We start from the raw sequence: 13,715 nt of genomic DNA on the forward strand, positions 1-13,715 counted from the left end.
TGTCAAAAACTTGAAAGGAAATGGATCGGCTTGCACCGCGGATACCAGAAACCATCCCCAACGACAGAAAGACCGCCAACCCCGCGCAAACTCACCTTTGATCAGTTCGGCAAAGAAAAACTCTGAGTCTTATTCCTGAAACCAGTACAGGAAGAAAAACTCAGAGCGAAAGTCCATCCGTCAGAAACGGATTCTTATTTTGATGCCAGCTGCTTCGCGACGTTGTAGCCGAACGTAATGCAGCGGCTGTGGGAAATACAGTTCAGATTGTGCGGATAGGTTCCGTGGAACATCGAACCGGAAACATTGCCGATTGCGTATAAACCCGGGATGACGTTGAATTCTGTATCCAGTACTTCTGAATTCGGCGTGATCTGCAGCCCGCCGGCGGTGCACAGCGCCGCGGCGCCTTCCAGATTCGCATAGAACGGCGCAGTTTTGATCGGATGCATCATGCTTGGAAGCATGTGGAAATCGGTATCCTCACCGGCTTCGCACATGGCATTCCAATGATTGATCGTTTCGACAAACGCGTCGGCGGGCACGCCCATCAAGCCCGCCAGTTCTTCCAGTGTATCGGCTTTCAACGCGTTTTCGCTCGTCGCCGCGCCGACCCAGACTTCCTTCGGCCCATAGCAGGAAGAAGACGGTGTCCACATCTTGTCGATCGCGCCCGCGGCATCTCCGTCGGTGATGTACCAGTTGATCGCGTCCGGCTGGTTCTGCATCGCCAGTGCCAGATGATTATACGGTTCATATTCTGGTGTAAACCGCTTGCCCAGCTTGTTGACACGCAGATACGGCATCAGCTGTGCCGGATCAAGCATCAGCGGATGCGGATATTCGTCCTCAATCGCACCGATCGCCTTGCCCATCTCATGACCGTCGCCGGTGTTGGACGCCGTGCCATTCATCCAGTGATTCAAAGCCAGATCGCGCGGGCGGCAGCATTCCTTCAGCTTGGTTGGGTTGAATTCATAACCGCCGGTCGCCAGAACGACACCCTTGGCGCACAGATATTTCACGTAGCCTTCCGCCGTCTTGGCGATCACGCCGACGACTTTTCCATCTTCTTTAATCAGCTGACAGGCCGGAGTCTCCATCAGCACTTCTGCGCCGGCCTCCTTGACCTTGCTTGTTAGCAGCTCGACGATTTCTGCCGGAGCCATCGGAATATTGATCGACGTGTTCCAGGAACGGCTCAGCGATGTAGTATCGTAAGGTTCGTAGAAATCCGGGAAATCCCCGGCCGCAAAGGTCAGCTTGAAATCCTCATCCGGCAGACCGAACAGATCGAGGAACCAGTTGATCGCTTCCTCCTGCGTGTCGATCCACCGCTGATAGATCGCCTGATTGCCATAGAACATGGAATTGACCATCGCGTCGTCCAGCCACTGCTTCGTGTCGAACTCCACGCCGTATTTTTTATGAATCCGGTCGGTTAATCCGCCGATCGTCGCCGAACGATACGTGCCGACCTGCCCTTTTTCCAGAACGACGGTTTTTAACCCCTGCTGCGCGCTGGCGATGGACGCCGCGAAACCGGCCGGACCCATGCCGCACACGACGACATCGACATTTTCAGTCTTCACAATTTCAGAATCCGCAATCGGCTCCTTCACGAAGGCGACGACGCCTTCCATCGGAACCTTCGGTTCCAGCGCTTCAACCGCCGGCCAGCCTGCAGAAGATGCGGATGACGTTGGTTCACATGGCGGACATTCCTGTTTTTCCGGGGTGGAAGTGCAGCCCCCTAACAGCCCCGCAGCCGCGACGCCCAGCGCTCCGGCAGCCGTGCCCTTTAAGAAGTCCCGGCGGCTGATGCCTTTGATCTTGTTTGAATTTGACATACTTTCCCTCCTGTTTGTCTTTTCTTTCTTCATTATAAAAGGCTTGTTTGTGAATTGACAAACAGATAAAAGTTAGGGGATACAATTAAAAGTTGTATCCCCTGTTAAGACATGATAAGCTGATGACAAAGAAAAGGAGAAATCGCCATGAATCCCAAACAGCTGCATTGTTTTATCACCGCCGCCCAGGAGGGCAGCTTTTCCAAAGCCGCGAAAAAACTTTACCTTTCCCAGCAGGCGTTAAGCAAAACGATCGACAAGCTGGAGGAAGAACTGGACGTGCCGCTGTTTATCCGCGGCGTAGCTGGACTGCAGCTGACCCGTTATGGTGAAGCCCTGCGTCAGTCAGCCTTTCCTTATTTACAGATGCACGACAACATCATCGCTGATCTGCAGGCCATGAAAAACGAAAGTCCGCAGACGTTGTCGCTGGGCTATCCGACGGGTCTGTTGATCAACTTCCCGGATGATTTTCTGACCCGTTTCATCACCGCGCATCCGGAGGTCGATTTCCAGATTTACAGCGCGCCGGATGATTCCTACAACCGTTCGCTGCAATCCAGCGAAATCGATATTTATTTCTGCACGATGCTGTATAACGCGCCGATGGTTCAGGTCCAGTATCATTACCGGCATCCCGTCTTCGCCGTGTTAAGTCAGGATCATCTGCTCGCCGCTAAGCCGGTGTTGTCGCTGGCGGACTTCCGCGGTCAGAAGCTGATCGGTTTAAATACTGAGAATGCTCTGAACGCCCGGATGGAACAAATATGTCAAAAACAGGGATTAAAGGCAACGATGGTCTTTTCTCCGGCAGAAATGGGCTTGATTTTCAAGCTGATTGAAAGCACCCGGTGCGTCAGCTTCTTCGGCAGCGACTCGATTCCGCTTCCACCCTCGATCGTGAAACGGCCGATCGGCGATCTGGATCTGGATTATGAATTCCTGATCATTACGCATAAGAACGCGCCGGTTACGCCGATCATGGAAGAATTCATCCGCTACACCCGCAGCTTCTTTTAATTTTCTCCTGATCCCTGGACTTTTTCCCGCATGATACTTCAATAAGAATTCCTCTGCTTTTCTGATTTTGCTTAGCAGAATGCGATTTCCGGATGATCCTTTTTTGATATTCTCCCTTTATAATTTTCAGTCCTTGCCTGCGGTTTGGACAAGAAATCAAAAAGCTGCCTCATCAGCAGCTTGATCCGTCTTTATCCTATGAATTAGGCCCATTAAAACTCGATTTCAACTCCCACCGGGCAGTGATCCGAACCCAGGATATCCCCATAGATAACACTGTCCTTCACCTGATTCATCAACCGTTGGGAAACGATGAAATAGTCGATCCGCCACCCGACGTTTTTCGCGCGGGAATTGAAGCGATAGGACCACCAGGAGTATTCAACCTTTTCCGGATATAAGGTTCTGAACGTATCCGCAAACCCCAGGCTCAGCAAATCGCGCATCTTCTGGCGCTCCTGATCGGAGAAGCCGGGATTAAAATGATTCGTCTTCGGATTCTTCAGATCGATCTCCTCCACAGCCACATTCAAGTCGCCTGTGTAAACGACCGGCTTGGTTTCGTTCAGCTTTGCCAGATGCCGCGCCATCGCGTCTTCCCACTGCATCCGGTAATCCAGACGAGCCAGTTCTTCCTTGGAGTTCGGCACATAGGCGGTAACAAAATAGAATTGCTCAAATTCCAGCGTGATCACGCGGCCTTCCTTCGGATGCTCCCCTTCCGCTTCGTCAAAATCATAGCGCACGGACAGCGGCTTTTGTTTTGTGAACACCGCAGTGCCCGAATACCCTTTTCTTTCCGCGCTGTGCCAGTATTGATGGTAACCCGGCAGTTCTAATTCGATCTGATGGGGCTGCAGCTTGGTTTCCTGCAGCGCGAAAATATCCGCGTCCTGTTCGTTAAAAAAATCCATAAAGCCTTTCTGAATACAGGCCCGTAATCCGTTAACATTCCATGATATCAGTTTCATAAAGCACCTCATTTTTCTGATTTTATTTAACCAGATTTCGACAGATTTTTCTACTCCTTTGATTCATTATCCTGCAGGATTCCATTTTTCGATGGAAATGGTTTCGTAAAGCAAACAGAAAAGAGAGCTGATCGCCCAGCTCTCCCTATCCCTCTGATCTTTCCCCGCCATCATGTCATTCGCTGAAGGAATCTTCAAAACGCTTAACCAAGCCGAACCTGAAATGAGACGTTAATCCTCTTATACTCTCGGCTTGAATTTCAATGTTCCTGGTTATGAATTAAACATTTCCACCTTGCTTTTACATCTTTTCAGAACTCAGCCCTGCGAATTAGTTTTGGATTCTTCTTTCACTACATTGGTTTCCTTGGCCACGACAATCAAACGCAGATCATCCCGGTCTCTGACACAGGTTTGCAAAGTAAGCATGCGCTCACCCTCAGCGAGATCAAGGCCCGTGTTATAAAACTGTTTCTCCTTCACGTTCGCAATATAGTTTTCAAACTGCTCTGGTTCATAATTCGGATGGAAATATTCAAGATTTTCATTGCCCATTTCATAATAATAAACATAAGCAATCTCATATTCCCGGCACTCGTTTTCTAATTGCAGCCTGATCTTTTTATTGTTCTCATAATTACTTTCTTCTTTCAGCTGATGCAGCGGGGAAAAGACCAAGCTTTCATCCGCGTAGACATAATGGCCGTAAAAGATGAGGTTCTGATCATCCAGCGTATTTCGATAATCCAGATATACCGCTCCATGACTATCGTATTCTTTATTTACTGTATAATTCAGATAATATTCATTATCCGATCCCTGTACGGTCAGTTCATCGACCAGTCCGCTCTCAAAGTACAGATGTCCCAGGTAATCCTGATTCAACGCTTTCTGAGCTGCATAGTCCACCTGGTCAGCGGACGGTGTTTCGTCGATCACCGATGGAGTTTCTGCCGGATTTGTTGAACCCTGAGACTGCGGTTGGATAAAGAAGCAGACAGCCGCAACAACCAGAACCGCGAGGATGCCGCCGGCTATAATTTTAAACCGATTATGCTTGTCTTGATCATGAGTCATGATTTCCATCTCCCTTCTGAAAAACCAGGTCTGCATTGCTGCAGACCCTGATTCCCAATTTCAATCTTGTATCTGTCAGATTATCTTACACCTGTATTCGGCACCTGATAACCGCCAGACACTTCGCACGCCGGGGCACTGTAAATCTTGTTGCCCCAACGATCAAATACATTGCCGCAGACATCCTTTATAAACGGTCCGCCATCGTCATACGAAGGGGTATTGTCAGAGGATTCCGGCGGTGTTGTCGGTTCCGGAATTTTGGTAAATTCCGCAGTAAGAATGACATCTTCTCCCGGCATGACAAAGCTGTTGCCCACAATAACCTGGCCATTGACTTTTAAGCTGTCTTGAACAAGTTCATATCCAGCATCGGGTGTAACCGTAATTGAAATTTCATCACCCGCGAAGGCTTCAGATTGATTAACTGAAATTTTACCATTCTTTACATTTGAATCGATGATAATTTTATGCGCTTGTCCCGGAACTTCACCGTCATTATCGATTAAATTCACGATTAACGACATGTTATATGAAGCTGGGGTCTTCGCATTAACAGGTTCGAGTTCTAAGTAAAAGAACTGATTTTCTTCAACTTTCGAGTTATCATAAGTTTCAAATACTGCCGTCTTTGTCCGTTCTCCCACCGCAAATTTAAGCGTGACCGTCTCTTGCTTAAAATCTTCTCCATGAACCGCTGTCCCTGGGTAAGAAGCAACATTAATCTCAGCCGCTTGAGAAACGTCTCCTAAACGAGTTACATTTACTTTAACTTGTTCACCCTCGTTGAAATCTACACTTCCGACATCTTCAAATTCAAAGGATCCGGTAGGCTCATCATTGTAAATTAAAGCATCGATTAAGACTGATTTATCCTGACCTGACTTATCTTCCGCTTCAATCCTTACAGTGTGCTGACCATACTCTAAATCCTCAGAACTATAGACAATGGCTCCCTGATTGTCTCCCGGATATGGATGCCGCGGGTCACTGCTTTTGCCGCTAGTCATATCCACAACAAGAGGTTCTCCATTATCAATGGTGATACGCAGATCTGAACCATTGCTATTCCAGGCTCCTCTGATATAGAACTTGGAACCGGTGAATGTCACATCTTTATATCCATTTTGAGATAATGCCGTGTAATCATTGTGAACTAAATTTAACTTCGTTTCTTTATTGTTTTGATACCAGGCGTCAGACTGATAATTTGTCGACGGGGTACCGACCGTCATCTTACAATCATCAATGTATTTTAATCCAGCAGGAACGGGTTCCCCTTTTTCTGCCGCCACCGGTAATTTATACAAATTAATGCTATTTAATACAGGAACTGCGTTTTCACTGCTGACCGTAATACGCAATTTATCTGTTTTTACAGGCTGATTCGTAGACATCTTACGATAGCCAACGACGGTTCCTTTAGAAAATTCCTGCCATTGACCGTTTACAAACACTTCAACTTGATAAGCGTCAATCCGCTGACCTAAAGGAATATATTCCTGAAGTTCTACAACATCAAATGTTTTCGGCTGTCCCAGATCGATAATCACTGTTCCCTGGCGTTCTTCATCAGCCATCGTCCAATAAGTATCGTAATCCCCATCTACTAAATTGGATGCGCTGAATCTTTCGCTGCGAACCTTTTCACTGGTTGCCGTTACATTAGAACCTCTGGCCAAATTCTTTCCTTCGCCAAAAGTTTCTTCACGAAGTCTTGCAAATTCGTTTAGATTTTCAACGTCAATATCATCAATTAAGCCGTTTCTGTTTGGCGGTATATTTAATAACATAATGCCGCCCTGACCTACCGTCTGCATATAACGATCCAGAAGGTATTCGCCGGTTTTCACTTTTCCGTTTTCATTAGGATGATAAAACCATCCCGGTCTAATTGAAAAGTCCCCTTCCCAAACAACCCATTCAGATTCTGCAGCCGGATCAGGAATCGGTTCTGTCGGACCCGTTCCCGGAGTCATCGTCGAAGGTTTATTAGGATCAATTTCACCTTTTTCATTTCCGCACCATGCAGCATCTTTGCCTGAAACATACGGCGGACCATAAACGATCATTTCATCGCGGGTATCCTGAACACCGTTGGATCCCTTAGCGATATCAAGCCAAACCGGAAAATCATAAAGCTGTTTCAATCCGGAACCATTTGCTCCATCAAGCCATAATTCCACAAATTCGCCGTTATTTCCATACTTAGGATTATCAAAAATTTCTCTGAGGTGTTTCTCATACAGGATATTGTAATCATCATCTAACGGTGATGAATCTGTCGAGCCGCTGCCATTCCCATAAGCGCCCCGTTCTCCATAAACGATCGATTTGCCTTTTTCTTCAAACACATCCCATGGCGACAGATATAAGCCCATATTCATATTGTACTTAGTACATGACGCTGATAAGAGAGCCAATATATCTTTTCCATTCTTCGATTGTGCTGTTGAGAATTCATCAGTATCAAATAAACGGAATCCGTCATGATGCTTAGCTGTGAAAATCAAGCGCTTAAAGCCTGCATTTTTAAAGGTTTCTACCCATTGATCAGTATCAATCGTATCCGGATATTGCATGGTATCCGGAGTATAGGTACCGTCATTTCCCCATTCAATACCATTGGTCCCCTTATACGTATTCGGACCATAGTGCACAAAACCAGCTAATTCTTCTTCATAATATCTCATTTGTTGTTCGCTTGGAAGGGCACCATACGGGGCAGGCGCCGCGGTTACATCACGAGACCACTTCGCATATAAAGTTGTATCACCCGTTACTTTATCCGCGGTAAAATCCCAGGCTTTCGTATATTTTTCATCTTTATACCACCCGTCGAAGATAAAATCTAATTTTGTCGGATCTTCGGGTTTATCAATCAAGCTTCCAGCCTTAACTTTAGTTAAAGAGGGTATATTGCTGCCGCCTTTTGAGTCGAATACAATATCATACAATCCATTTTTAATGGTTATTTTTACCTGGCTGTACTGGCTGCGCAAAGCCTGCGTACTTTCATAGCTTTCACAAACTCCTGGAAGTACCGCGATGAAATTCACCGTCGTCGTCTTGTTAATTTCAATCGGTCCTTCATATAACCGGGTACTTGGGTTTGGATGATATTGATCGACTGTCGGCAGAGAACCATCCGTTGTGTAATAGAATTGATAATTATCCGTTCTGCCTGGAACTTCATAAAATCTCTGTTTCGATTCCGGCATGGATAATTCCAGGGTTACCGGATCGTCATACGTCAGTTTGGTCGTATCCAATATCCCATTTTTCATAATCGAACTGCCGTTGATCGCAGCATCTGGATGCGCTACGACCTGAGGTGTGAGCGGGATGACCGTATAGAGGAAATCCGCAACCGGACTTGTTTTTCCATCAGCCGCCGCAATCGCTTTGATATTGGTACTTTTCTCAATGCGGATCGTTTCTCCGCCATATTTTCTGGAAGCGGTCGTCGGCGTTGATCCGTCCATCGTATAATAAATATCGGCGTTCTGAGGATGGAATAACTGAACATCTCTATATTTCACCATGCTGCCTGATGCAAAGTTAGACAGCGGAGCGGCAAGCTCAGAATTGCCTTTTACAGAGAAATTCAGATGATAGGTCTTCGTTACGGATAAATCGCTGGACGTTACGTAAACCGTCGTTGCGCCAGGAAGCGTTTCCGGCGAAGTAACGGTCACGATCGAGAACTGATTATTCGCGTTGGCCTCAACTTTCGGCGCCTTCTTTGTTCCTTCCGGCAATTCAATAAAGTATTCTGTATTTTCGTTATTGAACCCTTCCAACGCTTGACCATCAACTGTGATCGAATTCAATGTAATATCCGGCGAAGCAATATCATCAAACACATGGATATTTGCGTTCTTCATTCCCGTTACAATTTCTTCAACCTCTGCCGTTGTCGTGTTGGTGTCCGGCGTGTAATAAACCCAGTCGACATCTTCCCAATAGGTTCGTGAATGACCGTTGTATTTTTTATCCTGGCCGCCGCCGATAAACCACAAATTAAACGCAATGGACTGAGGACCGGCAATTTCATCTTTATTCGCATGCGATGCTTTTTGCTGACCATCAATATAATAGGTCGTCCTGCCATCCTCATCCAGTTTGATCGTTAGAATTGACCACCGGCCATCTAAACTACCGACTGCCGAAGGGCCGGTTGAGGACGATTGATCCCGCTGGGCTTCTGAAGACGTTTCCAAGGAATAAGAATTCCAGGACGTAAACCACATCGTCTTCGGTCCCATTCCCCATCCGCCGTTAAACAGATATTCAAAATCGCTTTCATGATAAGGCTTCCATTTCGGCCCTTCAATCCGATTGATCGTAAAGAAGGTCGATAAAGCCTGATCTTTTGCGTTCCAAGCTCCGGTACCCTCCGGATCTTCGGATTCCATGACATTATCATACAGCCATACTCGCGCGACATAGGTGCCGGCGCCGAATTTCTCTTCATAATACCGGATCTGCGACTGTGTCGTATTTTCTCCGCCGGTGCCGTCAGTCTTGGCTTTCAAACGAACAATTGTGTTATCAGGATCTTCCGCGTCTTCCATTAAAACAACGTTGTCCGCGCTCCATCCCCACGTTCTATCACCCGGTCTTCTTCCGGTGCCTTCCTGTACGTCCCAATTTCCTCTTTTTTCAAGATCTTCCGGATCGGTATACGAAAAATCATCAAAGAAGGCTTCTTTCAACATTTCAAAATGAACGGTATACACCTGCTTGTTTACCTTATCTTTTGCCGTAACCTCAATGGTCGTTGTTCCCGGGATCTCTGAGGTTTCAGTAATGGTGACCACCGCTTCTTTTTGATGGGCAACCGCCGTGACTGTCGGAACCTGAGTATCGACAACCGTTACCGTATAATCCAGCTGTTCCGGCTTAAAAGAACTCAGTTCTTTTCCATCAATCAAGATCGAGGCCAGGGTCGCGTCCTGTTCCGCCGACATCGTCGTATGAATGACACAGGAAGCCGTGTAATTTCCTTTTTTCGTTGTCGCGGTAATCGTGGCATCCCCCATGATCCCGTTAGCCGTGACCAGACCGTTTTCATCCACCGTCGCAATTTTTTCATTGCTTGAAGTCCAGAGGATTTCCGACGATGTGCCGATCGGGAGTACCGTAGCATTTAACTGCAGGGTTTCGCCGCAGACAATATCCGCTTCTTCCTGATCCAGTCTTATTCCAGAAACACCGAGACTGATCTCTGTGATTTTAACGTCGTCATAATAAGCGGTCGCTTTGCTTGTTGACCAGATATCGCCCATCTGTAAAGCGCCGATGGAGGTAATGGCATCGGTAGTGTGAACTAAAGTGCCGTCAATATAAAAATTCGCATCGCTGCCGGAGGTTAAGTCAAAGACAAATTCGTGCCAGCCTCGAGTCCGCTTCACCTTCGATTGCGCATAACCGGCAGAAGTTCCTAACCGGATCGCATAATTTGTCTTTCCATCCGTTCCAAGTCCGGCAATTGCAGGCTGTTCCGTCACCTTACTAAACGGTGCCCAGATGTTAACCTGCTGGAAAGATTCCTTTCCGTTATCACCCATCGTATCATAAAACCAGACGCTGACTTTGCCATTCACCGCTGAATCAAACTTCTTGAAGATCCAGGACTTTTTCGCAGCTTCGCCGCGGGTCACGAAGCTATGCGTCCCATCATGCGCCTGTTCATCGGTTACTTCAAAATATTGTCCGCGGCTGTCCAGCAATTCCCATTTCATTTTCGGATCGTCTTCATCAAAAGTTGCGGACCACTCTTTTTCAATTTCCTGGGCTGCTTCTTTAAACGTGATCGTATAGGTTCTGACCGTCGATCCGTCGATCGCTGTAATCGTAATTGTTGCTTTGGGAGTCGCTTCCGTTGCCTGTTCGATTTCAACTTTGGCTTTTTCATTGTTCGCTTCCGCGGCTACTTCTGGCAAAGCGCTCCCTGCCGGATATTCCCAAAGGTATTCGAGTGTTTCAGCGTCGAATTCAGGAATGCTGATGCCGCCGACTTTAATCGTCCTTGCTGAAGCGTCGTGCTTCGCGGCTTCTTCCGCATCCACATCGACGATGGTCATATTTTCAAGGCGGATATTGTCAAAATAGGTTTCGCCGCCGCTCGCCCACTTATCGCCTAATTGAATTGCGTTAAACGAAGTGACTAAATCACTCCCCGGAATCCCGCTGGCGTCCACAGCTGTTCCGTCAATCGACAGCTCAGTCCCCTGCTCGGATACTTCCATGGTAAACGTATGCCAGCCTTTCGTTCTGGCAATCTGCGTATCAATAAATCGGCCGTCTTCCGCAATTCTGGCACAATAATTCGAATTGCTCCAGCCTTGAGTCGTTTGATTCTGGTTGATACCCAGACCGATAATAAACGATTTGCCCTTATTTTCCTTATTGGCGATCCCCGTCAGATTCACCTGCGCCATCCGGCCTGTCTGATCTGTACCATCATCATAAAAATCGACAGATATTTTCCCGCGGATATTATTCTCAAACTTATGTTCGATGAATAGCTTATTGGTTCCATCCGTATAAAAGCTGTAGCCTTTGCCATTCTGAGCGTCGGTCGCTTCCGGATCGCGTTGAACAATCGCCTTGTCCCCCTCCAGATATCCCCAATAATCGAGATTAATTTCACTGCCTGCGGTATCTCCAAAATCATCAAAGAAGTCAGCGTCGGCCTGCAGCGCTGGTTCGTTAATGCCCTGTTTCTCTTTTACCGCCGCCTTTGGCTGAACTGGTATTTTATTCTCAGTGCCCGGTTCCGTAGGTAGCGGAGTCGGCGTGCTTTCGGCTGCTTCTGGTGGCAGCGGCGTTTCCATACCTTCCGACGGTTCAGTCGGGGAGGATTCTTCCAACTTCTCATCCGGTTCTGCAGATCCCGGAGTTTCAGACTCTTCCGTTTTTTCCTCCGACTGTTCTTCATCAACATTCTGAACCTGAGTTTCGTTCTGCCTTGTCGGTGAATTCAATGACTCCGCATGAATCGCCCCTGATGAAGATGGAACCATCACCGTAAATATCATGACTGCGGCGGTCAGTAAACTGATCAATTTTTTCATCTGTTTTTCTATTCCCTTCCTGCTTTCAACTTGTTCTGATGCTGGCGTTTACATCCTTAAGCGTTCTCAGCGTCTGCGTTAATTTAAGCGCTTACATTCAGGCGTTGTAACCTTGGCTTCTTCTATTCATTCTCTCCCTCCCACATAACCAGTATTTTATTCACTATTTCGCCACAAAAAAACGGAGAACTGTAAGAATGGTTTTGCAACTTTATTCTTACAATTCCCCCACTTTTACTAAAACAGCACAGAAACATCCGTGATTCCCTGTCCTAACAAATGTTCCCGGATTTTTTCCGCTTCCTGAATTTCCGCTTCATTCTGAACTAAAAGTTCTGCCCGCCATCGTGTCAACGGAGTGTGGCCAAACCGCAGAAGTGACTGTGTGACAAACGATTCGATGGTGACCGCATGGCATTGTTTAGCCTGCTCCGTTTCTTTAAGAAATGAAAGCGGCAGCCGAATCCGCAGTTCTAATTCATAAAGAACCACAAAGCGCAGTAACTGATCATAGCCAAACAACATTAACGGCTGGATTGTGTCTTGCTCAGACAATAAGGTTTCAGACAGATCCACCGTAACGATAAGCTTTCTCAGATCCAGTCCTTTCTGCCGCATTTTCTTCAATTGCTTAACCTTGCGGTATATCATGGAATCCATCGGTTTCTCGAACAAACCAAACTTCTTACGAAACTCAGGAAGCAAGACTTCAACCGCCTCCCGGTTTAATTCTTCGGCATATCGTTTCGCAGGTTTCCAACGCTTGCGCCAAACTAACGGCGTACAGCCAAAAGCCTCGTGAAAGCAGCGATAAAAATACTTTCTGTCGCTGAATCCGCATTCCATGATAATTTCCGTAATGCTCAGATTGCTTTTAAACAATAACGTTTCCGCCCGTTCCAAGCGCATTTTCATAATCATATCGGTAAATGACTGATGAAATATTTCCTTAAACAGAGCGCTGAGATGCTGCGGTGTGATTTTAGCCTGCTTTGCGGTCTGATGCAGCGTTAAGCGATCCTGAAGATGTTCCTGGATATAATTCAAAATCTGAAGCAGCCGTTCTTTTTTCTCCTGCGACATGAATTGATATTGTCCCTGGCCGTTATTGAAAATCGTATATTCCAGACACAAAAGAGAAAGAATGAAGTCGCCCTGAACGCTCAGCGGACTTTCCGGGTTTTCTTCCACAATTAAATTCAGGCAGTCCGATAGAAAAATTCGATCCCGGTCTGATGTAAAAGCATCGTTGTGGTCGTCTTTACGAAGGGACACTGCCTGAAAGATCATATCGTTCATTTCCGGATAAACCCGGGAAGCCTTTTCTACATCAATCTCGATCACCTGAACAATACTGCCCTCCGTACTAAAACAGTTGCACAGCTTATGCCGATTGATAATCAGCAGCTGCCCTTCCTGAACGATTTCCATTTCAGTTCCAATCTTAGCGGTCATCGTTCCTTTTAAAACGAAGAGAAGCGTAAGATAGATATCCGATACAAAAAGCGCCGTACTTTTCATTCTCCACACTTTTGTTTTTACCCATTGTTCCATGTTCTTTTCCTCTAGCTTTATTATACCGATTTTTGTTTATTAAATTAAACGTTATTTTAGTGAAATGGTTTATTCTATATAGACTGCCCTGAGCCTGATTTCTGATCCCTCCGCGCTTATAAAGTCCGGAATCATGGAGATTCCGACATTTCATGATTTTC

At 46.6% G+C, this 13,715-nt stretch carries 7 protein-coding genes; 1 reads left to right on the forward strand and 6 read right to left on the reverse strand.

All coding sequences use genetic code 11. The features are described 5' to 3' along the window. Positions 1-194 precede the first annotated feature (194 nt). Positions 195-1,850, reverse strand: coding sequence for an FAD-dependent oxidoreductase (locus tag HOLDEFILI_RS10775; RefSeq protein WP_039864698.1), 1,656 nt, complete (start codon positions 1,848-1,850; stop codon positions 195-197). A gap of 147 nt (positions 1,851-1,997) precedes the next feature. Between HOLDEFILI_RS10775 and HOLDEFILI_RS10780 the strand changes: the two genes are divergently transcribed. Further along, entirely contained in the window at positions 1,998-2,870 is an 873-nt protein-coding gene (locus HOLDEFILI_RS10780; RefSeq protein WP_006059707.1) for a LysR family transcriptional regulator, read from the forward strand. A 212-nt stretch (positions 2,871-3,082) separates the two neighbouring features. On the opposite strand, the gene HOLDEFILI_RS10785 is transcribed toward HOLDEFILI_RS10780, so the two are convergent. The 5 genes from HOLDEFILI_RS10785 to HOLDEFILI_RS20080 form a co-directional block, all read right to left on the reverse strand. Continuing rightward, entirely contained in the window at positions 3,083-3,841 is a 759-nt protein-coding gene (locus HOLDEFILI_RS10785; protein WP_006059709.1) for an exodeoxyribonuclease III, read from the reverse strand. A gap of 318 nt (positions 3,842-4,159) precedes the next feature. Continuing rightward, the gene (locus tag HOLDEFILI_RS10790) at positions 4,160-4,918 is read right to left on the reverse strand and encodes a class B sortase (RefSeq protein WP_167317144.1); all 759 of its coding nucleotides are present in this window, start codon (positions 4,916-4,918) and stop codon (positions 4,160-4,162) included. A gap of 80 nt (positions 4,919-4,998) precedes the next feature. After that, entirely contained in the window at positions 4,999-12,000 is a 7,002-nt protein-coding gene (locus tag HOLDEFILI_RS18460) for an alpha-L-fucosidase (RefSeq protein WP_006059711.1), read from the reverse strand. Positions 12,001-12,237: 237 nt separating this feature from the next. Continuing rightward, positions 12,238-13,455: a helix-turn-helix domain-containing protein gene (locus tag HOLDEFILI_RS10800; RefSeq protein WP_244264324.1), complete on the reverse strand. Its 1,218-nt coding sequence runs from the start codon at positions 13,453-13,455 to the stop codon at positions 12,238-12,240. Next, positions 13,445-13,715, reverse strand: a 271-nt coding sequence (locus HOLDEFILI_RS20080; RefSeq protein WP_208854967.1) for a hypothetical protein, incomplete at its 5' end; no start/stop codon positions are given. The genes HOLDEFILI_RS20080 and HOLDEFILI_RS10800, both read right to left, overlap by 11 nt.

This window comes from Holdemania filiformis DSM 12042 (assembly GCF_000157995.1).
Taxonomy (GTDB): Bacteria; Bacillota_I; Bacilli_A; order Erysipelotrichales; family Erysipelotrichaceae; genus Holdemania; species Holdemania filiformis.